General features: G+C 44.4%; 18 protein-coding genes and 1 pseudogene. 11 read left to right on the top strand and 8 right to left on the bottom strand.

Annotated elements, in window-relative coordinates; translation table 11 throughout:
• Positions 1-219: 219 nt before the first annotated feature.
• The 3 genes from F6K38_RS19440 to F6K38_RS19450 all read right to left on the bottom strand — a co-directional run bounded on the left by F6K38_RS19440 (position 220) and on the right by F6K38_RS19450 (position 3,140).
• Entirely contained in the window at positions 220-1,353 is a 1,134-nt protein-coding gene (locus tag F6K38_RS19440; RefSeq protein ID WP_287293948.1) for a M23 family metallopeptidase, read from the bottom strand.
• A gap of 202 nt (positions 1,354-1,555) precedes the next feature.
• A complete protein-coding gene (locus F6K38_RS19445) occupies positions 1,556-2,869 on the bottom strand; it encodes a homoserine dehydrogenase (RefSeq protein WP_287357179.1) in 1,314 nt (437 codons plus the stop codon).
• A gap of 148 nt (positions 2,870-3,017) precedes the next feature.
• Complete coding sequence (locus F6K38_RS19450; RefSeq protein WP_267872074.1) at positions 3,018-3,140, bottom strand: hypothetical protein; 123 nt, start codon at positions 3,138-3,140, stop codon at positions 3,018-3,020.
• Positions 3,141-3,661: 521 nt separating this feature from the next.
• Between F6K38_RS19450 and F6K38_RS19455 the strand changes: the two genes are divergently transcribed.
• From F6K38_RS19455 to F6K38_RS19465, 3 genes are all read left to right on the top strand, one after another.
• Positions 3,662-4,816 carry a pyridoxal-phosphate-dependent aminotransferase family protein gene (locus tag F6K38_RS19455; RefSeq protein WP_044494302.1) on the top strand — a complete coding sequence of 385 codons (1,155 nt, stop codon included), beginning with the start codon at positions 3,662-3,664 and terminating at the stop codon, positions 4,814-4,816.
• A gap of 450 nt (positions 4,817-5,266) precedes the next feature.
• A complete protein-coding gene (gene metK, locus F6K38_RS19460; protein WP_287265445.1) occupies positions 5,267-6,529 on the top strand; it encodes a methionine adenosyltransferase in 1,263 nt (420 codons plus the stop codon).
• Positions 6,530-6,569: 40 nt separating this feature from the next.
• Positions 6,570-6,827 carry a hypothetical protein gene (locus F6K38_RS19465; protein ID WP_287357180.1) on the top strand — a complete coding sequence of 86 codons (258 nt, stop codon included), beginning with the start codon at positions 6,570-6,572 and terminating at the stop codon, positions 6,825-6,827.
• A gap of 67 nt (positions 6,828-6,894) precedes the next feature.
• Here F6K38_RS19465 and F6K38_RS19470 read toward each other — a convergent pair whose 3' ends face one another.
• Together F6K38_RS19470 and cofH are read right to left on the bottom strand one after the other, a co-directional pair.
• Positions 6,895-8,622, bottom strand: a complete 1,728-nt coding sequence (locus F6K38_RS19470; RefSeq protein WP_287248592.1) for a DUF3352 domain-containing protein — start codon at positions 8,620-8,622, stop codon at positions 6,895-6,897.
• Positions 8,623-8,811: 189 nt separating this feature from the next.
• On the bottom strand, positions 8,812-9,945 hold the full coding sequence (gene cofH / locus F6K38_RS19475; protein ID WP_009148889.1) for a 7,8-didemethyl-8-hydroxy-5-deazariboflavin synthase subunit CofH: 1,134 nt from the start codon (positions 9,943-9,945) through the stop codon (positions 8,812-8,814).
• Between the two features lie 185 nt (positions 9,946-10,130).
• Here cofH and F6K38_RS19480 point away from each other — a divergent pair, with 185 nt between their 5' ends.
• From F6K38_RS19480 to F6K38_RS19490, 3 genes are all read left to right on the top strand, one after another.
• On the top strand, positions 10,131-11,972 hold the full coding sequence (locus F6K38_RS19480) for a glycosyltransferase family 39 protein (RefSeq protein ID WP_009148891.1): 1,842 nt from the start codon (positions 10,131-10,133) through the stop codon (positions 11,970-11,972).
• Positions 11,973-12,109: 137 nt separating this feature from the next.
• A complete protein-coding gene (locus tag F6K38_RS19485; RefSeq protein WP_287253135.1) occupies positions 12,110-13,318 on the top strand; it encodes a glutathione S-transferase family protein in 1,209 nt (402 codons plus the stop codon).
• A gap of 66 nt (positions 13,319-13,384) precedes the next feature.
• Positions 13,385-13,564: a hypothetical protein gene (locus tag F6K38_RS19490; protein ID WP_131827118.1), complete on the top strand. Its 180-nt coding sequence runs from the start codon at positions 13,385-13,387 to the stop codon at positions 13,562-13,564.
• 69 nt (positions 13,565-13,633) lie between these two features.
• On the opposite strand, the gene F6K38_RS19495 is transcribed toward F6K38_RS19490, so the two are convergent.
• Positions 13,634-13,771, bottom strand: a complete 138-nt coding sequence (locus tag F6K38_RS19495) for a hypothetical protein (protein WP_009148895.1) — start codon at positions 13,769-13,771, stop codon at positions 13,634-13,636.
• Between the two features lie 39 nt (positions 13,772-13,810).
• Here F6K38_RS19495 and ppk2 point away from each other — a divergent pair, with 39 nt between their 5' ends.
• Complete coding sequence (gene ppk2 / locus F6K38_RS19500) at positions 13,811-14,794, top strand: polyphosphate kinase 2 (protein ID WP_009148897.1); 984 nt, start codon at positions 13,811-13,813, stop codon at positions 14,792-14,794.
• A gap of 14 nt (positions 14,795-14,808) precedes the next feature.
• On the opposite strand, the gene F6K38_RS19505 is transcribed toward ppk2, so the two are convergent.
• Both F6K38_RS19505 and F6K38_RS19510 read right to left on the bottom strand, forming a co-directional pair.
• Complete coding sequence (locus F6K38_RS19505; protein WP_143764228.1) at positions 14,809-15,282, bottom strand: hypothetical protein; 474 nt, start codon at positions 15,280-15,282, stop codon at positions 14,809-14,811.
• A 319-nt stretch (positions 15,283-15,601) separates the two neighbouring features.
• Positions 15,602-17,149 carry an ammonium transporter gene (locus tag F6K38_RS19510; RefSeq protein ID WP_044494306.1) on the bottom strand — a complete coding sequence of 516 codons (1,548 nt, stop codon included), beginning with the start codon at positions 17,147-17,149 and terminating at the stop codon, positions 15,602-15,604.
• Positions 17,150-17,754: 605 nt separating this feature from the next.
• Between F6K38_RS19510 and F6K38_RS19515 the strand changes: the two genes are divergently transcribed.
• The 4 genes and pseudogenes from F6K38_RS19515 to F6K38_RS19530 form a co-directional block, all read left to right on the top strand.
• On the top strand, positions 17,755-17,973 hold the full coding sequence (locus tag F6K38_RS19515) for a hypothetical protein (protein WP_009148905.1): 219 nt from the start codon (positions 17,755-17,757) through the stop codon (positions 17,971-17,973).
• Between the two features lie 846 nt (positions 17,974-18,819).
• A complete protein-coding gene (locus tag F6K38_RS19520) occupies positions 18,820-19,308 on the top strand; it encodes a hypothetical protein (protein ID WP_287257000.1) in 489 nt (162 codons plus the stop codon).
• Complete coding sequence (locus F6K38_RS19525; RefSeq protein ID WP_287357182.1) at positions 19,309-23,307, top strand: NB-ARC domain-containing protein; 3,999 nt, start codon at positions 19,309-19,311, stop codon at positions 23,305-23,307. It abuts the gene before it with no gap.
• A gap of 257 nt (positions 23,308-23,564) precedes the next feature.
• A pseudogene (locus F6K38_RS19530) lies at positions 23,565-23,765 on the top strand (hypothetical protein); the annotation flags it as partial.

The following is a 23,765-nucleotide window of genomic DNA, read 5'->3' on the forward strand; positions in this document are numbered from 1 at the left end:
CCACGCTACGCGAACGGCTTTGTTTATCAGTACATATATTATAGCAATTTTATAATACCCTGTGCAAAATTCATCCCACACCTATGCTACGCATTAGGTGTGGGGCTTCTTTTGCCGGACAGCTAAAAAATGAAGTGCGGAAAGTGGGTTCATATCACGATCAGCAATAGCTGACTATTGTAGATTCACGATTAACCAAGCCAGTCAGCTCAATGGTCACTAAGGAGTCATTTTCAAATGCAATTTTGGATCTTGTGCTGCCCAACCCCCAGGGGAATTCAAACGAACCTCAAAATGTAGATGGGGTTGGTTAATGTCAGGATTTCCCGTAGTCCCCACTGTCCCCAATAACTGTCCAACATTAATTTGCTGACCTGGACTGACACTAGTACGGTTTAAGTGAGCATAGCGGGTTTGGCGTCCTCCCTCATGATTAATCACTACCAAATTGCCATAAGTGTCTTGTGCTCCAGCATAGGCAACGATACCGCTATCAGTAGCAAAAACCTGAGTACCTTCCTGTGCGAGTAAATCCACACCAGCGTGAAACTTCTTTTCATCCTCACCAGCGTCTTGCCGCCAGCCGTAATCCAGTCCTATCCCTGCCACAGTTGGTAAGGGATAATTAGTCAATCCGGTGTAGCTATCTACAGTCGGAGTTTCCCTCGTTGCTGTGGGAATACCTATGCCAAGGGAATTTAACCCTGGGATAAAGGCTTGCTTAGAGGGTTTTTTACAACCATTTAACTCAAATAAAACCGCAGCACGGACACCGTAGGCGTCTGCTAAGTCTTGCCAAGTGGCATTCAATGGCACATTCACCAAGATACCATTGAATGGCGGAATCAGAATCTCTTGCCCCACTGGCATTGACTGCCGGTTTAAGGCTCGATTAAATCGAAGTAGTGTAGCCTCTTCAAGGTTGTATTTGTTGGCAATACTCTCGACGGTTTCACCTGCAACCACTTGGTGGCGAGTTAAGCGAGAGAGCACTGGCGGTGGACAAATATCCTCTATAGTTGTGTTTTGAGTTACTGTGTTTTGTGGCTGTTGTACTGTTTGTACTGTCAGAGTTGTTCGCGTAGCGTGGCCTTTTGGCCAAGGTTGTAGGTTGGCTGCTTGAAGTGTGGAATGTGTGAAATTTAACTGGCTTTGCGTTCGCTGAAAGCGGGACGAAGTCCATCGCTGAAAGCGGGACGAAGTCCATCGCCAACCATCATCTACAGATAAAGAACCAGGATAGGAATCAGTTGTTCCCAAGTTTGAACTAGCAACAGTTGGGGTCACTAGCCAAAAAATTGTAGAAATAATTGGGAGCCAGCGCACTACATTCATTGTTAAGGATTGAGTCATAGATCAAGACTAGGGCACAGGTAAACGGTTTCAACTTTTAGACTTCAAGCAAACAACCTAACCTTCGGGAATGGCTACTATGGTTTGAACTTTCCCCGTTCGCGTAGCGTGGCCTTTTGGCCAAGGACTTCCCTCAACCCTCTAAAAGATTAAACCTTCAACTAGTGAACCTTCAACTATTCAACCTTCAACTCTTCAACCTTCAAAGCACTCTTAAAATACTAGGAATACTATCCACTGCCTCTAGAGTCCGAATTTCATCTAGAGCCTGTCGGAAGTTCCCTTCACGCACATCATGAGTGACGACCACAATCTCTGCTAAGTTTCCTTGGAAACCAATTTGCACCACAGATTCTAAACTGACATGATGTTTGCCAAAACTGGTGCCTAAATGCCCAATTACACCAGGATGGTCTTGACTGAGGAACCGCGCATAAAAGCGGGTGACCAGGTCTGAAATAGGAGCAACATTACAATAGTGCTGATGAGCACAACTAAGTAGAGGATGTAGTTGCTTGGCTTCGAGATCGGTTTTGAGGACAGCAGCAATGTTCAAAATATCCGACACCACCGCACTGGCTGTCGGACCAGAACCTGCACCAGGACCAGAGAAAATCACTTGTCCAATTGGTTCCCCTTCTACCACAATCCCGTTGTAAACATCATTGATACTGGCAAGGGGGTGAGTTTTGGCAACAAGGGTAGGATGTACCCTCAGCTGAATAGTTTCAGATTTTGGGTTATCCCCAGTTGCCATTGGGTCTCGCTTGGCTACAGCTAAGAGTTTAATTACAAACCCCAGTTTCTCAGCATAAACAATATCTGCTGCACTGACCTGACGAATCCCTTCACAGTGGACATCAGATAAATTAATCCGTCCTGCAAAAGCAATAGAAGCTAAAATGGCAATCTTGTCAGCGGCATCTAATCCATCCACATCAGCAGTGGGGTCAGCCTCAGCATATCCCAAGCGTTGGGCATCAGCCAGAATATCGCCAAATTCTCCCCCTTCCCGTTGCATCCGGGTCAGGATGTAATTGGTAGTACCGTTAACAATGCCAGTAATACTATGAATACGGTTCACTCCCAATGCCTGTTTTAGGGGTTGAATTACTGGGATACCCCCCCCAACTGCTGCTTCTAACATGACGTAGACTCCTGCCTCTTCCGCCGCCGCAAAAATTTCATCTCCATAGCGGGAAATAACGGCTTTATTGGCAGTGACAATATGTTTACCTTGGGCAATCGCTTTGAGCATAAGCGATCGCGCTGGTTCTAATCCTCCCAGTAGCTCTACTACAATATCTATCTCTGGATTGGTGACAATTTCTTCTAGGTCCGTTGTCATCAACTCCAGTGGTAGTTGCACTTCTCTGGGCTTATCAAGCGATCGCACTCCTACCTTGGCAATTTCTATCCCTTGCAGTAGTGGGTTACGTCCAGCTGTGTCGAGTAAAATCTTTGCTGTCCCTGTACCAACCGTCCCTAATCCTAATAAAGCAATCTTAAAAACCACAGTATTTATCCTGAATCTATATGCTTGCCAAACTAGCGTTCGCTGAAAGCGGGATGAAGTCCATCGCTGAAAGCGGGACGCAGTCCATCGCTTAAAGCGTGCAGATCGCGAATCTTTTTCTTTTCTAGCCTACTTTGCGGTTAAAGGTTCATCCGTTGAAGGTTGAAGGTTCATCCGTTGAAGGTTGAAGGTTCATCCGTTGAAGGTTGTTTCCTGCAATCTGCCAACCGGCTAACCTGCCAACGGGCTCACCCAGGTATAAGGGTTTCAACGTGTTTATATTTTTATTAATTTGTTGTTTTATTAATTTAGTGTTATTGATTTTTTTAGTGGATAAAGGTTTCATAATTTAGATGCATTTGCTTTATAGCTCAACAAAATACATTAAAATTACTTTTTTTTGAGCATCACATCTTTGGCAAACTGTTGTGTATTAAAAATATATAACAGCTTAACTGCTTACCTCACCATTGCCATTGGCATCTTTGCCGATATCCAAGCAGATTAGGTTTTGTTGGGTGCATCTCAATGGATGAAATTAAGCAAAAATTCGCGCGAGAATTCCCACACTCCCCGCGCCCCACACTCCCCGCGCCCCACACTTCCCACACTTCCCTTTTTTTGACAAATATGAGATACACCCGGTTTTGTTGACCTCTTTAATCTCCTCTGTGCTTGAGGCTGAAGCCTCTTTGCTGTTCCGCCTTACTTCCTAGAATACGGGGATAGCCACCTTCGGGTTATTATTTATTTTGGTTAACTCTTACTTTACCAAACACTTATAAATAATAAATGACCTCAACCCCATCAATCAAAGATAATAATCGCGTCTCCGTGACCGATATAGATATGCCTCCGACGCTGTTACTCGGACCTGGGCCATCTAATGCCCATCCTTCCATATTAAAAGCGTTGGGAATGCCCCCAGTTGGTCACCTGGATCCCCGTTTTATCGCACTGATGAACGAAGTGCAAACCTTACTCCGCTACGCTTGGCAAACTGATAACCCGATGACCATTCCCATGAGTGGCACAGGTAGTGCGGCAATGGAAGCTACTCTAGCCAATGCAGTAGAACCAGGTGATGTGGTTTTAGTTGGGGTAAACGGTTACTTTGGACACCGACTCGTGGATATGGCTGGTCGTTATGGTGCTGATGTCCGTAAACTAATGAAGCCTTGGGGGCAAGTCTTTACCCTTGATGAACTCCGAGAAGGCTTGGAAACCCATCGTCCTGCTGTCTTGGCTTTGGTTCATGCTGAAACGTCAACCGGTGCCCGTCAGCCCCTTGAGGGTGTGGCTGAGTTGTGCCGAGATTTCAATTGCTTGCTGCTGGTTGACACAGTCACCAGTTTAGGTGGGGTGCCACTGTTTATTGATGAATGGGGGATTGATCTGGCCTATAGTTGCTCCCAAAAAGGGCTTAGCTGTCCACCAGGCATTTCTCCTTTCACTATGGGAGCTCGTGCCCTCGAAAAACTCAACCAGCGTCGTACCCAAGTCGCTAATTGGTATTTGGATGTATCGATGTTGAGCAAATATTGGGGTGACGAGCGCACCTACCACCACACAGCTCCAATTAATATGAATTATGCCTTGCGCGAAGCGTTGCGATTGGTTGCTGAAGAAGGACTAACCGCTTGTTGGGAACGGCATCAAACTAATGCTGAATTGCTTTGGGAAGGTTTGGCTGATTTGGGTCTAGAATGTCACGTGGAGCAAGAATTTCGTTTGCCTACCCTGACCACGGTTCGGATACCAGACGGGGTGGATGGCAAGGCAGTTACCCGCAAACTGCTGGATGATTACAACATGGAAATTGGTGGCGGCTTGGGTGAATTAGCTGGTAAAGTCTGGCGCATTGGTTTAATGGGTTATAACTCTCGGCGAGAGAATGTGGAGCAAGTTTTGAGTGCTTTAAAGGAGGTTTTAGGGGATTCTAAATAAAACTTAATGGCAAGGGATTGGTAAGGGATGTAATGGTAGTGGTGATCCTATTTGTTCAGAAATATGCTCATTAACTTATAGCTGACTACTAATAGCTAAATCATAACCCTTGCCAAGCCTAACAATGCCCCAAAGCATGAAATGTTAAAAATTTCATAAGAACCAGAGCGAGAGCATAAAACGTTGCTCGGATGATGGAGTTTAATGATTCATCAATTGAAAAATAGGTAAATAGCCAAAAAAACTATAATTTTTGACTATTTACCTGTCGAATCATGATCACAAAGGATTCAGGATTTAATTCAGGTTTTTTTTGTTTCAGTATTTGTTCACAATCAATTGATAAAACGTGATATGAATATATTAAGTTTTTCTTATAGCAGGTTAAAGTAGCTTAAAGTGATCTATGCTATACAGGTCATCAAGTAATTGTTAAAGGAGAATTGCTAATTGTCTCGTCGCTATTTATTTACCTCTGAATCGGTTACCGAAGGTCATCCTGACAAAGTCTGTGACCAGATTTCTGACACTATCCTAGATGCTATGCTCGCTCAAGATCACCAAAGCCGTGTTGCGGCTGAAGTGGTCGTTAACACCGGTTTGGTATTGATTACTGGTGAAATTACCTCCCAAGCCCAGGTCAATTTGATTGATTTGGCGCGGAAGAAAATTGCTGAAATCGGTTACACTGATGCTGACAATGGTTTCTCTGCCAACAGTTGCTCTGTTTTAGTTGCTCTTGATGAACAATCCCCTGACATTTCCCAAGGGGTGACTGCTGCCCAGGAAAGTCGCGAGGAAATGAGTGACGATGAACTAGATGCCATCGGTGCAGGGGACCAAGGTCTGATGTTTGGCTTTGCCTGCAACGAAACCCCAGAACTGATGCCTATGCCAATCAGTTTGGCTCATCGGGTTTCTCGCCGTCTGGCAGCTGTACGTAAAACTGGTGATTTATCTTACCTGCGTCCTGATGGCAAAACCCAGGTCAGTGTGGCTTATGAAGATGGCAAACCGGTTGGGATTGACACGATTCTGGTTTCCACCCAACACGATGCCACTATTGGTGATATTACCGATGAGGTAGCTGTCCAGGCAAAAATTAAAGATGACTTGTGGTCAGCAGTGGTGGAACCCTGTTTCCAAGATATTGAGATTAAGCCGGATAACAACACACGCTTCCTGGTGAACCCCACAGGAAAATTTGTGATTGGTGGTCCCCAAGGTGATGCAGGTTTAACTGGTCGCAAAATTATTGTAGACACCTATGGCGGTTACTCTCGCCATGGTGGTGGTGCTTTCTCTGGCAAAGACCCCACTAAGGTAGACCGTTCCGCTGCCTATGCCTGTCGCTATGCAGCTAAGAACATTGTGGCAGCAGGTTTAGCAGACAAATGCGAAGTCCAGCTGAGTTACGCCATTGGGGTGGCAAGACCCGTGAGTATCCTTGTAGAAACCTTTGGCACTGGTAAAGTGGACGAGGAGATTTTGCTGGAATTGGTCAACAAGTATTTTGAACTGCGTCCTGCTGGAATCATCCAAACTTTCAATCTGCGCCGATTACCCGCAGAACGGGGTGGTCGTTTCTATCAAGACACGGCAGCTTATGGTCATTTCGGGCGTACCGATTTGATTCTGCCTTGGGAAGAAACTGATAAAGCAGAAATCCTTAAGGAAGCTGCTGGTAAATCTGGTGCTGTATCGATGGCATAAACTAGTACTCGGTCAATGTACTTTTGAGAGTTAAATCAAGGTGTTAAGTGTTAGGCATGAGGCTTTAGGGATTAGTGAAAGCCTCATGGCTAGTGCTATTAAGCTATCAGCAATCAGCAATCAGCTATCAGCTATCAGCTATCAGCAATCAGCTATCAGCAATCAGCTATCAGCAATCAGCTATCAGCAATCAGCAATCAGCTATCAGCTATCAGCAATCAGCTATCAGCTATCAGCTTTTGTGAATAAAACAGGTAACCATTTGTTTAATCTGAGTTACGTCAGCCTAATGCATTAGGCTGACCCCTGACCGCTGACCGCTGACCCCTGACCACTGACGGCTGAATGCTTACCTAATAATGTCTCTAGGGTTTTTCCTGATTATCTCCCTTCTTAGTTTCAGCAGGTTTACTGGGTTGAGAGCGTTTTTTCAACTGAACAAAAAGTTGAAAGCGGGTGCGATTGGGGTCGATTTTGGCAACCGTTAAGCCGATGGTATTAATTGCCTTTGCTAAGATTTCTTGCTGGGTTGGTAGTTGGGCGAGATTGAGATTACTGCTATTGAGGGTACGCTCAACATCAAGGAAAAATTGACCAGTGTTGGGATTAGGTTTGGTTGGTACGGTGTTTTGAAACAGAGGTGCTTGAATTAGTGTCTTTTGGGGTTGAGGGAGCAGTTCACTAGCAATGGGGGCTCCTAGGGTGAAGAAGACTACATTCCCTTCTAACCAGCCGTGGGTAGCATTCACCCCTCCTAGAGTAGCTGTCCAGCTCACCATTGGTTGACCGTTCACCTGAGTTTCTACTACCGGTAACTGATAACTATTGGTGATTAAGTCATCCAATTGCTGTAGGGTTGCTTGAGCACTAGAGCGATCGCTTACTTTTACCATCAATGCTAGCCCAGCTCCTAAGGGCGCAGAGTAAGGGTTATCCTGAAGCGCCAGTTTTTCGGGAGACATTGGTATTAAGGCTAGGGCAAACTCCCCTTCCATCCAAGAGAGTAAATCCTTTTCCCAATCCAAGCCTAAGGTAGTTTTCAATCCACCTTGGAAATTGTCTGGGGAAATGGGGATGAGAGAATTTAATGCTCCTTGTTCGGTATAGTATTGCCAAAATTGTCTGATGTTACCCCCAGATATAATCGCTAGGGTACTCGCTGGCATCCGTCTAGGCAAAAAAGAACCGCTAGTGTCGTTACTGGCCTTAACAGTGCTTCTGGGTTTGACCCAGGAAATCCCTTCAAAACTTATCCCCTCTGGTGTTAGGGTTACTGTTGTGACTATGTCTTGCTTTAAGGGTTTAGCTGCTGTTTTTTGAGCCTGCTCCTGGGAATCAGGGGCTACTGCGGCTAAAAAAGCTGGTAGATTAATATACAACTGACCAAAGGACTGATCAGCTTTAATCTGAGCGATCGCATCTTGGTACCCAGCTTTACTAGCTACGGAAATAGCTCCTTTGTAGGTGTCAATCACCTGATCAATAATTTTGGGGTTTTCACTCACTACTAGAAAACGCCCCAGCACTGTTACTGAGTACTTTTGTGAGTACTTTTGGGAGTTACTCTTGTTTGTTTCGTAAACCTGAATACCTCTGTAGGTTCTCTCAACCCACTGTTTCCCTGATTGAGACTTGGCTTTTTTGAACAGCTCCATTGCTTGGGTTAGTTTGTCAATGGGTAGTACAATCAAACTGGGAAAAACTGATTGATCGTTTGATAAGACTGCTGGTGATAAGTCTCTAGGGCTAAAGTATGCTAAGGTAACTTCTTCACCCAACCAAGGTTTGATATCTTGCTGATAGTTGTAGCCGTTAGCGTTTAGTAAATTTTCCTGCAACTGACCAAGCTGTTTTTCCAAAACTTGTCGAGATTCAGTTGTGCCATAGTTTAGCAACTGTTGCCATTGTTTGGAGTCTGTAGAAATTGATGCAGTAAAAAAGGCATTTTGGGGAACTAACTGGGTACTTACCTGAATATTTGGTTTGAAAATCTGCCGCCGAACTAGCAACCAGTAAGCGGTTACTCCACCGCCTACTACCAAGACGGCTGCTGCAAAAATTAGCAGTAGAAAAGATTTCTTTTTTTTGGTCATGGATTTGATTGCTAGGGACATAAAGATAAAAGGTTATATCTCTGTGTGACCGTTGAATGTGATTACAATTGGTTGTTCGTAAATTACCAATTACTAATTACCAATTACTAATTACTAATTATCAATTACAAATTACCAATTAACAGGTATGGTATCAACCAGATTAGAAGTGATTAACTGGACTTGATCTTAGCTGTAAATCGTATCTCGTTGCTGATAGGGACGGCCAATGGATTGAATGGCTGCTTGTAATGTTTCTACTTCCATACAGGTACCCCCCATAGCTCCGGCCATGGTGGTGATATGCTCCTCCATTAATGTGCCACCAATATCATTACAACCCCATTTAAGGGCATCTGTCGCCCCAGCAAGACCGAGTTTTACCCAACTGGGTTGGTGATTTTTAATCCAGTTCCCTAGGAAAATCCGAGCTACAGCTGTGAGTAACAGAGCATCTTTCAATACCGGTTGATCCCGTCCAACCCGATGGCGTAATGGTTTGGGGGCTTCCTGTCCGACAAAGGGCAGTAAGATAAATTCAGTGATTAAGCCAGGGTATCCCTGGTTACAGGCTTTTTGTTGAAGCGATCGCAATTTTTCCAAGTGTGCCACTTGTTGTTGGGGTGTCTCAATATGACCCGAGAGCATAGTACTGGTTGTGGGCATTCCCAATTGATGAGCTGTTGACACAATCTCTAGCCAAGTGGCGGTATTGGTCTTTTCTGGACAGAGAATACGTCGGACATCATCATCTAAAATCTCTGCTGCTGTTCCTGGCATTGAACCAAGACCAGCCTCTTGTAGTTGAGCAATTACCTCGGCATAGCTAAGTCCATCTTGCTCAGCAATAAATTGCACTTCCTGGGGAGAGAAAGCATGGAGATGCAGCTGAGGAAAGTCTTGCTTAATGGTTTTTACCAACCCTAGGTAATAGGGCAAGGTTGACCCATTCATCTTTGCCTTGGGGTTGAGTCCGCCCTGCATGCAAATTTCTGTAGCATCCCGCCGCACCGCATCCGCTGCCTTTTCATGAATTTGCTGCCAATCGAGCCAATAAGCACCCTCTTCAGAGGCATCCCGCCGAAAAGCACAGAAACTACAGTGCTGGGTACAGATATTGGTAAAGTTGATATTACGGTTGATAACATAGGTAACCGTATCCCCAACTTGTTTATAGCGCAACCGATCCGCAGTTTCTTGAATTGACGCTACGGCCTGAGGTTCAGTTTGCTTCAAAAGCACAACCCCTTGATCGGGTGATATATCAACACCCCCTAAGGCACGGTTGAGAATAGTATCAATACTAGTGGTAATCACAGGCATATTCAGTAAACCTACATTCAGTAAATCTACAATGATCGCAGTGATCGCAGTTGAACACCTCCATGGTGTAGCCGGAAGGTGAAAATAACTTAGGGGCTAAAACCCCCTGTTTCCATATATTTTGTCTGTCATCTATTTCCATTCCATTGGCAAGTGTGCTCCTTTGCTGATTGAGGTTACTATTGTTGAAAATTTTCCTGAGAAGTCTCTGGTTCCACCCCCTGTTGCTATTGTTTTGGATTGCTATTGGCAGTGTTTTACGCTTCACTAACCTAACCCTGAAGTCTCCCTGGACTGATGAATTTGCCACAATCGTGTTCAGCTTGGGCAATAGTTATCAAACCTTACCCCTAGACCAAGCCATTTCCCTCTCTACCCTGTTACAACCACTGGCATTTAATCCAGAATCGGGAGCATCAGCAGTTATTCATCATTTATTCACTGAGGATCACCACCCTCCTCTATACTTTGTCCTCGCGAACTGGTGGATGAGGCTATTCTCCTTCGGTGTACAGGCGTTTGATGGAACATCCTTACAGGATAGCGACTTAGTAATTTGGGGAATGCGATCGCTTCCCGCCCTGTTCGGTATAGTATCAATTCCCGTAATCTATGGACTGAGCTGGGTAGGGTTTCGTTCCCGGTTAGTCGCTCAACTAGCAGCAGCAATTATGGCTGTGTCTCCCTACGGTGTCTTTCTAGCCCAGGAAGCCCGTCATTACACCTTAGCTATTTTGTGGGTAATGGCATCCCTGTGCTGCTTAGTTATTGCTGTACAACATCTTCAACGCCATACTGTTCTACCGATTTGGATATCCCTGTCTTGGGTAGTGGTTAATTGTTTAGGTATAGCAACCCACTATTTTTTTATCCTGACCCTCTGTGCTGAGGCCATGGTTTTATTAGGACTTTGGGGATTAGCCAAAATTTCTCCTTCTCGACCCTCTCCCATCCGGCGCATTGGTGCAGTTGCGGCAGGTAGTGCCATGGGAGGATTAGTTTGGTTACCAGTGTGGCTATCGAGTTACGATGCTCAGATGACTGAATGGATTATCAGTAGCAGTGAAGGGAGTTGGGCTTGGTGCAAGCCAATTTTTCAAGCTATCGCTGCTTGGATCACCATGTTATCGCTATTGCCCGTAGAGTCATCTTCCCTGATAGTGGTCATTGCTTCGGGTTTGGTGATGTTGCTGTTTCTAATCTGGTTGCTTCCGATTCTCTATCGCTATCTAAAAATACAACTAAATCACCCTCAGACTGCTTTGGTCACAACGGTTTTAGGGAGTTTCTTGATTAGTGCGATCGCATTATTTTTTGGTATTACTTACTGCCTTGGTACCGACCTCACCCGTGGTGCTCGGTATAGTTTCGTTTACTTCCCTGCTGTGATTGTATTAGTAGCAACCGCCCTAGCCGTGAGTAAGCGTCACCCTTCAACACCAAATCCCACTGACAATAGTAGCCATGGGAAACCGAAAACTATAGCGCTAGTTTTGTTAATGGGGTTTTTGAGTAGTATTACCGTAGTCAGCAATCTAGGCTATCAAAAATACTATCGTCCAGATTTATTGGTACCGATAATCGAACAAAAGTCATCAGTACCGATACTAATTGCTACTACTCACAACACCTTGGTACAGACTGGTGAAATGATGGGACTGGCTTGGGAATTCCAACAGAAGGCTGATCAAAAACTATCTTCAGTAAATCCCAAATTTCTATTGGCACATCAAGACCAAATTCAGTGCCAGCAGACCAATTGTCCGGCTGCTATCACTCTTAAAAAGACTGTTGCTAATTTGTCAAGTACCCTAGATGTATGGTTGGTGAATTTTAACGCAACAGTTGAAGAGTTACCTAATTGTTCTGCTGAGAATTCTGTTAATAATTTAATATCCGTGGATGGTTACCAAGCTCAGGTTTATCACTGTCTTGATTCTAAGCATTCAGCTGTCAGCTATCAGGCGTCAGCCGTTAGCCGTCAGCCGTCAGCCGTCAGCCGTCAGCTTATTTTATTCAATAGCTGATAGCTAATAGCTGATAGCTAATAGCTGATAGCTAATAGCTGATAGCTGATATCTGATAGCTGATAGCTAATAGCTGATAGCTTAAGCAAAATATGCGATAGTATCTTTTGTAACAAACTCTAATTAAACCCACCCCCATGAGTATCGCCCCCCTAACCTGGCAAGAACTAGAAGCTCTGACGGATTTTCAAATAGATACTGTTAATGGAGCTACTAACGCTCAATCCTGTTTGCGCCTATTTGGTTTTACTGAATCTGATATTCGGGTTACCCTATACCGCGATAACCACGCTTGGTGCCCTTACTGCCAGAAAACTTGGCTATGGTTGGAAGAAAAACAGATTCCTTATCGTATCAAAAAAGTTACCATGTTTTGTTATGGTAAGAAAGAAAGTTGGTACAAGCAGAAAGTGCCATCGGGGATGCTACCAGCTCTAGAGCTAGATGGTAACTTGATTACCGAAAGTGATGACATTTTAATCGGATTAGAACGGGTTTTTAAACCCTTAGAACAAAGCATGAAAGACCCCGCTGTCATCAACCTACGGCAGTTGGAGAGACTTCTGTTTAGAGCTTGGTGTACTTGGTTGTGCTATCCTACACGTTCATCTAAAGAAGAACAAAATCACCAAGACCAATTTGTTAAAGTGGTGGAGATGGTGGAAAATGCCCTAAGCTCCACTCCGGGTCCTTACTGTTTGGATCAGTTCGGTACTGTTGATGTGATTTTCATGCCTTATGTCGAACGCATGAATGCCAGTCTTTATTACTACAAAGGCTATTCTTTGAGGGAAGAAAATCCTCGATTGGCAGCTTGGTTTGAGGCCATGGAAACCCGACCTACCTATCGTGGCACCCAGAGCGACTTCCACACCCATGTCCATGATTTGCCTCCCCAGATGGGGGGCTGCTGGCCAAACGATAAACCCCAGACGTTAATCAATCAGGCACGGGTGGACAATGGTCCTTGGGAAGGGCTACCGGATGTAACTTACCCAGAACCGGAAACTTCCCGTACTGAAGCTCTCCAACGAGTGCTTAAACACCGCACCAATATCATTCGAGTTAACCCCGCCGACGAGACCTTGTTTGATCCAGCCCTGCGTTGTGCCTTGACACACATGATTACCGGGGAAACCTGTATGCCACCCTTGGGTTCAGATCCTGCTCTGCGATATTTGCGCGATAGAATTAGTGTTCCTCGGGATATGTCTATCTATGCTGCTAAGAGGCTCAGAGAGTCTCTGGAAAAAACTGCCTCTTTAGTAGGAAATGGTCAAGGTTCTGCTATTCCCATCCGTCACCGACGTGACCAAGATCCAGCGAACTTTGCCAAGGCGATCTAGAGTTGCGATCGCACTAATTGGGTGTATCTTATATTTGTAAAAAAGTGATTAATCGTAGGGTGGGCAGTGCCTACCAACCCTATGGGCAGCTTCGTGAATCTGCCTGATCCACTGCCCACCCTACATCTTACCAACTACATCTCAGTAAGGTGGGCAGTGCCTAGCCACCTGATGGGCAACTTGGTGAATCTGCCTAATCCACTGCCCACCTTACATCTACATCAACTAGAGTTGCGATCGCACTAAGTTTATCCAGCATATTAATCCTAGGGTGGGCAGTGCCTAGCCACCTGATGGCCAGCTTAGTGAATCTGCCTAATCCACTGCCCACCCTACATCTACATCAACTAGAGTTGCGATCGCACTAAGTTTATCCAGCATATTAATCCTAGGGTGGGCAGTGCCTAGCCACCTGATGACCAGCTTGGTTAATCTGCCTGATCCACTGCCCACCCTACATCAAGCTCAATACAAATACAGGGTTGTATAGCAATGAAAAATAAATCTATGAATGGGGATCAGTCCCAACGGGCGAGCAAAAAGAAGCATCTACTAGCAGCAGATAGTAAAAAGAAAGATAAGAAAAAATTAAATAAGAAAAAATTAAATAAGAAAAAACTTAAGAAACAAAAGAAGGCCAATCTCCCAAATTCAGAACGAAAAGTGTTCTACCACATTTCTGAGGCAGAAGGCAGCTCTAAACTTCCCAGGAAAATTTATGAAAAGGAGCTTGCCCGTCTACAATTGGAACTGGTGAAAATGCAATACTGGACTAAGCATACTGGTACCCGCATTGTGATTGTGTTTGAAGGACGTGATGCAGCTGGTAAGGGGGGCACTATTAAACGGATTACCGAACCCCTAAATCCACGTGGCTGCCGAATTGTGGCATTGGGTACACCGAGTGATCGGGAAAAGACCCAATGGTATTTCCAGCGCTATGTCGCTCATCTGCCCGCAGCCGGTGAAATTGTCTGTTTTGACCGCAGTTGGTACAATCGCGCTGGGGTGGAGCATGTGATGGGTTTTTGTACCGATGCACAGTATCAGGAATTCATGCAAACCTGCCCAGAATTTGAGCGGATGTTGGTCAGATCCGGCATAATTTTGCTGAAGTATTGGTTTTCAGTTAGCGATGAAGAACAAGAGCGACGCTTCCAATCTCGCACCACCGATCCCGCTCGTCGCTGGAAGCTCAGCCCGATGGATCTAGAATCTCGCGATCGCTGGGTGGAATATTCCCAAGCAAAAGACAACATGTTGGCTCACACCAATATTCCCGAAGCCCCCTGGTTCACGGTGGAAGCTGATGACAAAAAGCGGGCTCGTCTTAATTGCATCAGTCATATTCTCAGCAAGATTCCCTACATTGATATGACACCGGAACCTCTAGAATTACCCCCACGCAAGAAGGCTCCCAATAACTATGTGCGCCCACCTCTGTATGAGCAATTCTTTGTGCCCCAGTTGTATTGACATTTGGGAACGTCCTAAAATTCAGGACTTAGGGGTTTCTTCCTGTATTTTATTTCATTATCCTTTGCCTGAGACAATAACTGATAACTATTTCGATAAGCTCCTCTAGGGTCAAGTAAAGACTGAATCTTTTGTGATGTTTCTTCAATAGCATGTAGAATCCTGCCAACGATATCAGTTTGCTTAGCTTTAACTAGCAACAAACACTGATTAGGGTAAAAAACAACAATCAGCAAAGTATCTCTAGATTCCATGAATATTTTTTCGTTGTTTACCAGACTAGGTAAGCGGTTAATCGATTGGTGAAACTCGATTATTTTATCGGCTATTTTTAGAATTTCAGTTTTATTTAATTTACCTATTAACTGAGTAATTGGCAACTGTTTATAGAGGATAACTGCACCTAAAATGTCATCATTATCAGCTACTAAATCCCTAACAATGCTATCGTAATCTTGTGTGTTTTTTGACATATTGATTATGTTCATGGGATTAATTTTGATTAAACTACTCTAGCAAAGGGAACAGGGAACAGGGAACAGGGAACAGGGAACAGGGAGTAGGGAATATGGCATCAAAATTATATCAATTGCTACACGGATTGCTATATTGATAGTCTTGATCGGTATCCAATAAAACTATGATCACACTATTCCTAAACTAATTTCATTTATGATCATAATCCTTTGGCTTAGTTTGTCTGTATCAAATTAAACTTATTTGCTGGAAAATACTGTTATTGATTACCTTCATAACCGGCTGAATCCTAGAATTTAATGGGTTTGCTTGTATCTACAGAACAGTGTGTTAATTTTGTCTTTGCTGATCCCTCAGCGGTGATTGCTTGAGATCTCCCTTAAACAAAAAGCCACTGTAGGCATTCATACGGTGTTCGTGGAAATCTAGACCTTCAATTTCTGCTTTTTCTGTAACCCTTAGACTTGAGGAAAGTATACGTTTAACTAATAACCAAGCTAGCCAGCTCAGGAAAACCGTTGACACATCTACAGCAACAATGCCGAGTAGTTGAATAAAAAGCTGCCGGATACTATCTATCCCGCCACCACAGAATAGTCCGGCTACTGGACCGTTACCAATACTATACAAATCACCAGGTCCTTCACTGAAAAGACCTAAAGCCAGTGTTCCCCAGACTCCACCGACAAGATGGACAGAAATAGCACCTACTGGATCATCAATTTTCATCCTGTCCCAGAAGTCTACTGAAAAGACCACTATTATTCCTGCCAGCAGACCTATGGTGATAGCGCTACCAATGGTAACGAATCGACAGGATGCGGTAATGGCTACCAAACCCGACAGTACTCCGTTAATAATCATAGTGGGGTCAGGCTTACTGTCAGGATCCCTTGGGTCAAGCCAGGTAGTTAGAGCTGCGGCAATACCCCCTGCACAAGCTGCTGTATTAGTGGTGAGGACAATATGGCTAATTGCGTTGGGATCTAAATTCGTCGTTCCGGGATTAAAAATCGTTGAGCCGGGGTTAAAACCAAACCAGCCCAGCCATAAAATCAAGCAACCTAGAATCGCCAGGCTGAGATTGTGTCCGGGCAGCCCATAGGAAACGCCATCTATATATTTGCCCTTGCGTGGTCCGAGAAGGTAAGCACCTACTAAGGCACAGCAACCGCCTACGGAGTGAACTACCGTTGAACCAGCAAAGTCCCAAAATTTCAGCCCTTGTAGCCAGCCTCCTCCTAGCCAGCCTCCTCCCCAAATCCAGTGACCCGTGATTGGGTAAATGATGCCGACAAGTAGAAGGCTGAACAGACAAAAGGCAGAAAATTTGATGCGCTCGGCCACTGCTCCAGAGACAATAGTGGCAGCAGTTCCAGCAAAAACCAGTTGAAAAAAGAATTTGGCGTTGAGGGGTATACCAATATCTTTTAGTGAATAGAAGACACCGTTGTAGGCTTCTCCTATGGCTGGACTATTATCTGATCCCGAAAGGAAAAAGCCATTGAAACCTAAAACAGGGTTGCCATCACCAAACATGAAAGCAAAGCCAACTGCCCAGTAAGCGGCTGTAGACAGGGCAAACACAATCAGGTTTTTAGTCAAAATGTTGGCGGCATTCTTTTGGCGGCAAAGACCAACCTCCAACATCCCAAAGCCCGCGTTCATGAAGAATACTAAACAACCAGTGAATATCACCCAGATAGTATTCACGGTGATTTGGAGCGATTCAAGGGTAGTCTTAAAAGGTGGATTCTGGGCTACTGCTACCTCGGCACACAACAGAATAATTATTGGGATTAAGGGCAAGCAAACTTTCCAGCTTTGCAGCCTCCAAGCGCTGATGCACCTTAACCTTTTGCGCTTTTGTTTAGACATTAGTAATCAAAGGTTTAGTGCTTAGAATAAAAATCAATACTTGTAAGCATTCAGCTGTCAGCTTACGTGGTAATCGACAGTGGTATGGGAATCATGGTCAAATAATTGATTCCAAATCCTGTCGATGGATACCTACAATCTCGGTTATCTGTGATCATTATGAATTAGTACAAATAACCTAGTAGACAACTGAATTAATTAATTTTTTTTGGCCTTGGGCTACTAGTGAAAACTCTTTTGGCGTAGATAAAATGTTGGCGTAGATAACACCCTAATCTTAAATCAGCCTAAGTCATGAGTGACCATTGACTTGGCTTATCCTTACACTAGTTCCCTTGATTCTATGAGTAACTATAACTATTAACTCCCCGGGCACTTGATAGTGTTTTTCCAGGAACAGTTAAGCACTATCTTACTCTTAGAGTAGACGATATTTTCACTATTGTATGCTAGCATTACCCTTTTTCTTTTTTTATTCGTCGAAATATATTCCTGTTTTTTTACTCTCATAAAATGTAATTATTCAGCAGTCAGCTGTCAGCCGTCAGCTGTCAGCCGTTGGCCTTTGGCACCTCAAGTAGCACCTCAAGTAGCGGATTAGCTGAATGCTTACAGTTGCGGCAGGAAACGGGCAAGATGCCCGTTCCACCAAGATGCCCATGGCACCAAGATGCCCGTTCCACCAAGATGCCCATGCCAGCAAGATACCCATGCCAGTAAGATGCCTGTTCCACCAAGATGCCCATGGCACCAAGATGCCCATGGCACCTACCGGGTCAAACCGCAAAAATGAGATGCACCCAAGAGTCGATAACCAGGATTGATGATCGTGATTTTTTTTTGCATGATGGAAGTAACTCCTATTTAGGAGGGAGGAAAGCCGCGCTGGTCGTGGTTAACAGGTATTGCCAGCGCGGCTATTAGTTTCAGTCGTCACCTTCTATACTATACATAACTCCTCGAAAAAATGCAAGGCTTAATTAAAATCTTTTACATTTATTTACAAATAGTATTGATAGCCATTGATGTACTAAATTATGTTTAATTTGTACAGGTTTTTTTTATGGTATTCTATTTTGATCGAGCAGGGAACAGGGAATAGGAAATATCAAAAAATCTGTTTAACTGATAGAGCATCAAGAATATTAATGTAGGGTGGGCAGTGCCAAAGATAGATAACAGCAGCTGGCGATCGCATTAGTAGGCACTGCCCACCGCGCGAATTAATCACAATAGAGAATATTGATGTAGGGTGGGCAGTGCCAAAGATAGATAACAGCAGCTAGAGATAGGATGACTAGGCACTGCCCACCAAAGAATTAATCACAATAGAATATTGATGTAGGGTGGGCAGTGCCAAAGATAGATAACAGCAGCTGGCGATAGCATTAGTAAGCACTGCCCACCAAAGAATTAATCACAATAGAATATTGATGTAGGGTGGGCAGTGCCAAAGATAGATAACAGCAGCTGGCGATCGCATTAGTAGGCACTGCCCACCAAAGAATTAATCACAATAGAATATTGATGTAGGGTGGGCAGTGCCAAAGATAGATAAGAGCATCTGGCGATAGCATTAGTAGGCACTGCCCACCCTACTAACTACTAACTAACTCACCCAATTTAAAAATACTATAATAAACCAAGACTCTGAATAATCTCCTTCAAAAATGGAACCATTAGCTGCTGCCGTTGTCGCTATTTCTACTGTGCTCGCCACGAAAGCCCTAGAAAAAACTGGGGAAAATGTCGGGCAAGTTGTCTGGGACCAGACTAGCCAGTTTGTGGAATCCCTGAGAAACCAGTCTCCAGATACAGTAATGGCGATCGAGCAAGCTCCAGAGCAAGCACTTGATTATGCCAAGGTGGTATTGGAAGTAGAAGCAGCAGCAAAGCAAAATCCGGAAGTTGCCCAAAGTATGGAGCGTTTGGTGACTACGGTTGATGCTGAAACTTTGCCTAACTTAGAGGAAATTATTGAAAAGATTACCAAAGCTTTGGAATTCCACCAAGCTAAGCGTGACAATTACAACATTGAGAAAGTAGATAACCAGGGTAACTTCGTCCAAGGGAAGAGTATTAATAAAGATAATACTAATATTGGAGGAAGCCAAAATATTATTAAAGGCGACCAAACTATTAATTATAATAATACTTGAGTGAAGTCGCCTTGGAGGAAGGTTAACCAAACTCGACCAAATCAAGCACCCCCACTACCTCGGTATTATGTCGAACGCCCGGAAGTAAGCCAACGACTAAAACAAATTCTTTTATCCCAAGAAACCGCTAGAGTTGGCACTTTAGTGGTTAGTGCGATCTATGGCTTAGGAGGAATTGGGAAATCCACCTTAGCTGCAGCCTTAGCCCATGATCCAGACATTCAATCCGATTTTCCCGATGGGATTTTTTGGGCAACCTTAGGTCAGCAACCTGATATTTTATCGTTTCTAAGTACGTGGATACAGGCATTAGGAGATTATGATTTCAAACCGATTAATATTGATAGCGCTTCTTTACAATTAAGAACGTTATTATCTGATCAAAAAGCCTTGCTAGTGGTGGATGATGTTTGGCATCCTGACCATGTTGAACCCTTTCGAGTAGCAGGGGGTGGCTGTCGGGTTTTAGTCACTACCAGAGAAGCTCCGGTTAAGGGTGCGATTCCCTATAATTTGGACGTGATGACTCTAAATCAATCCTTGGAGTTATTAACGGGTTGTTTCAACAATAAGCTAACTAATCAAGAACTGGAATATGCTAAAACCTTAGCTAAAACCGTCGGCTACTTACCCCTAGGATTAGAATTAGCTGCTGCCCAAATTGGGGATGGATTCTCTTGGGAAGAGTTACTGGATGAGTTACAAGCTGAAATTGCTGATTTAGAAGCTTTAGATCGATGGTCAGCAGAAGAAGAACCAAGTGACGCTAAGCGCAAAAACTACAGTCTAGTGGCTTCGTTTAATCTCAGTTTAAAGCGATTATCCCCCGAGAGATTGAAAAAATTTGCTTGGTTAGGGGTACTGCCGGAGGATGTTACCATTACTGAAACCATGGCGACAACGTTATGGAACTGTAATTCATTTAAAGCCAAAAAGACTTTACGATACTTACGACAAAAAGCGTTATTACTACCTGGTGTCTCTAGTACCCAAGAAACTAACTATCGCCTCCATGACTTGTTACATGATTTAGCCCGTAATCTGCTGCAACCAGAGCTAACATTATCAATTACAGAAGCTCATCAGCAATTATTAGAACGTTATCAAACTAAGACCGAAAAGGGATTATGGCATACCTTACCCGATGATGGTTATATCTATAACCACTTAACCTGGCACCTAGAGAAAGCCCAAAAAATCGATCAAATTCATCAACTGCTGAAAGAAGAAACTCCAGCAGGAGATAACGGTTGGTATTGGCAGTGTGATAGACAGGGAAAAACTGCTAATTTTATCAAGGATGTATCGAAAGCTTGGGCAATAGCAGCAGCTAATTTTAAAGAAAATCCTACAGAATCGATTAGTCTACAGTGTCGGTATGCTCTGATTACGACATCCTTCAACAGCTTGGCTGGAAATATTGGTCCAAAGTTAATGGCAGTATTACTTAAGAACAAAATCTGGACGCCAGCCCAGGCACTAGCTTATGTGCGACAGAGCAAAGATTATGAACTTCAAGTAGAGGGTTTGGAAGCAATTAGTGAGTATCTTCCGCCTTCTTTATTACCGGAAGCCTTAGATTGCGCCAGAGGGATTTGGGATGAATACTACCGAGTTTTAGCCTTAGTCGTCTTAGTCCCCCACTTACCTCAAGTGTTGTTAAACCAAGCGTTAGATTGGGCCAGAGCTCTTCATTTTCAATTCTTGCCAGGATTAGCCTTAATCGCTTTAGCCCCACACTTACCCGATGTGTTACCAGAAGCCTTAGATTGCGTCAGAGAAATTTCGGATGAAAGAGAGCGAGCCCATTCCTTAATCTACTTAGCACCTGACTTGGCAGAAGTGTTGTTACCCGAAGCCTTAGATTGCGCCAGAGGGATTGGAAATGGATTCCACCGAGTAACAGTCTTAGTCGCCTTAGCTCCCCACTTCCCCGATGTGTTACCGGAAGCCTTAGATTGCGCCAGAGGGATTGGGTATGAACCCGAGCGAGCCGGGGCCTTACAAGCTTTAGCCCCCCACTTACCCGATGTGTTGTTACACCAAGCCTTAGACTGTGCCCGAGATATTGGGGATGAACTTTACCGAGCTAATGCCTTAATCGGTTTAGCCCCCCACTTACCCGATGTGTTACCGGAAGCCTTAGATTGCGCCAGAGAGATTAAGTATGAATACGAACGAGCTAATGCCTTAATCGGTTTAGCCCCTCACTTACCCGATGTGTTACCGGAAGCCTTAGATTGCGCCAGAGAGATTAAGTATGAATTGAAGCGAGTCCGAGCCTTAATCCGCTTAGCCCCCCACTTACCCGAATTATTACCAGAAGCCTTAGATTGCGCCAGAGGGATTGGGGATGAAGAAGACCGAGCCGATGCCTTAGGAGCCTTAGCCCCCCACTTACCCCAAGTGTTACCAGAAGCCTTAGATTGCGCCAGAGCCCTTAGAAATAAATCCAACCAAGCCGCAGCCTTAATCCGCTTAGCCCCCCACTTACCCGATGTGTTATTAGACCAAGCCTTAGATTGCGCCAGAGGGATTGGAAATGGATTCCACCAACGCAATGCCTTAGGAGCCTTAGCGCTCCACTTACCTCAAGTGTTGTTACACCAAGCCTTAGACTTCGCCATAGGGATTTCGGATGAAAAAGACCGAGCCGATGCCTTAATCAGCTTAGCCCCCCACTTACCCGAATTGTTACACCAAGCCTTGGATTGCGCCAGAGGGATTTCGGATGAAAAAGACCGAGCCGATGCCTTAATCAGCTTAGCCCCCCACTTACCCGATGTGTTACCGGAAGCCTTAGATTGTACCAGAGCCCTTTGGCTTGGAAGCATTCAGGCCAAAGCCTTAATCGGCTTAGTCCCCCACTTACCCGAAACGTTGTTACCCAAAGCCTTAGATTGCGCCAGAGCCCTTGAGCATGAATCAGACCGAGCCGATGCCTTAATCGGCTTAGCTCCCCACTTACCGGATGTGTTACCAGAAGCCTTAGATTGCGCCAGAGCCCTTGAGCATGAATTAGACCGAGCCGATGCCTTAATCGGCTTAGCTCCCCACTTACCGGATGTGTTACCAGAAGCCTTAGATTGTGCCAAAGTCCTTGGGTCTGAATACTTCCGAGCCAGAGCCTTAATCGGCTTAGCTCCCCACTTACCTCAAGTATTGTTACAGCAAGCCTTAGATTTTGCCAGAGGGATTTCCGATGAAAAATACCGAGCTAATGCCTTAGTCGCCTTAGTCCCCCACTTACCGGATGTGTTACACCAAGCCTTAGATTGCGCCAGAGGGATTTCCGATGAAAAAGACCGAGCACAAGCCTTAATCAGCTTAGTCCCCCACTTACCGGATGTGTTACCAGAAGCCTTAGATTGCGCCAGAGAGATTAAGTATGAATACTACCGAGCCGATGCCTTAGTCGCCTTAGCCCCCCACTTACCGGATGTGTTACCAGAAGCCTTAGATTGCGCCACAGGGATTCCGAATGAAGAATACCGAGCCAAAGCCTTACGAGCCTTAGCCCCCAACTTACCCGATGTGTTATTAGACCAAGCCTTAGATTGCGCCAGAGGGATTTCCCATGAATACTACCGAGCTAATGCCTTAAAAGCCTTAGCCCCCCACTTACCCGATGTGTTATTAAACCAAGCCTTAGATTGCGCCAGAGGGATTTCCGATCAAGAATACCGAGCCAAAGCCTTACGAGCCTTAGCCCCCCACTTACCCGATATGTTGTTAAACCAAGCCTTAGATTGCGCCAGAGCGATTGGGTCTGAAAAAGACAGAGCAAAAGTCTTACAGAGCTTAATTAATAGATTAACTCCTTCCTCAGTTGATTTTCCTCTTTGGCAAAAAATTATTGATGGTTTAGCTAGTCTAACCCGTCCCAATTTTCTTAAAGCTCTTCCTAAATTAGCTCCTTTAATCATCAAGTTTGGGGGTATTGAAGCCCTAAGAGAAACGGTGGCAGCGGTTGATGATGTTAGTCGATGGTGGAAGTAGATAAGAGGCAATAGGCAATAGGCAAAAGGCAAGAGAGAAGAGATAAGAGTTAATCAAGGATAGAGGAATTATGATTAGCTTTACTGGATGTGAAGTTAACCAGTGTTAGGATGCAGTTGATGCCTGTGCCATGGGGAAGAATTGCGCTAAGCTAATGTTAGCTTAATCAATGGTAAGTTTCATTTTGCTAACTCAGCTAGACTATAGCTAAGCTCAATAATAAGTAAGCCTCTCATCTCATCAAAACAATACTATCCATGGAAAACGTCAATCAAATTACCTTAAATTTACCCAAAGATTTGCTGAAAACTACAGAAGAGCTAATTCAGACAGGACTAGTAACTAATCTTGAGGAATTAGTTGTATTAGCGTTACATCATGAAATTGTTAAACTTAAACAATTACAGCAAAACACTCAACAGCTACCAGAAAATAACAATGATGTAGATGATCCCATT

It is taken from the genome of Moorena sp. SIO3B2, from assembly GCF_010692525.1.
Lineage (GTDB): Bacteria > Cyanobacteriota > Cyanobacteriia > Cyanobacteriales > Coleofasciculaceae > Moorena > Moorena producens.

Excerpts from the sequence above, each read along its gene's own strand:
- F6K38_RS19440 (WP_287293948.1), bottom strand. The coding sequence starts at position 1,353 with ATGACTCAATCCTTAACAATGAATGTAGTGCGCTGGCTCCCAATTATT.
- F6K38_RS19455 (WP_044494302.1), top strand. The coding sequence starts at position 3,662 with ATGACCTCAACCCCATCAATCAAAGATAATAATCGCGTCTCCGTGACC.
- F6K38_RS19470 (WP_287248592.1), bottom strand. The coding sequence starts at position 8,622 with ATGACCAAAAAAAAGAAATCTTTTCTACTGCTAATTTTTGCAGCAGCC.
- cofH (WP_009148889.1), bottom strand. The coding sequence starts at position 9,945 with ATGCCTGTGATTACCACTAGTATTGATACTATTCTCAACCGTGCCTTA.
- F6K38_RS19485 (WP_287253135.1), top strand. The coding sequence starts at position 12,110 with ATGAGTATCGCCCCCCTAACCTGGCAAGAACTAGAAGCTCTGACGGAT.
- ppk2 (WP_009148897.1), top strand. The coding sequence starts at position 13,811 with ATGAAAAATAAATCTATGAATGGGGATCAGTCCCAACGGGCGAGCAAA.
- F6K38_RS19505 (WP_143764228.1), bottom strand. The coding sequence starts at position 15,282 with ATGAACATAATCAATATGTCAAAAAACACACAAGATTACGATAGCATT.
- F6K38_RS19510 (WP_044494306.1), bottom strand. The coding sequence starts at position 17,149 with ATGTCTAAACAAAAGCGCAAAAGGTTAAGGTGCATCAGCGCTTGGAGG.
- F6K38_RS19515 (WP_009148905.1), top strand. The coding sequence starts at position 17,755 with ATGCTTACAGTTGCGGCAGGAAACGGGCAAGATGCCCGTTCCACCAAG.
- F6K38_RS19520 (WP_287257000.1), top strand. The coding sequence starts at position 18,820 with ATGGAACCATTAGCTGCTGCCGTTGTCGCTATTTCTACTGTGCTCGCC.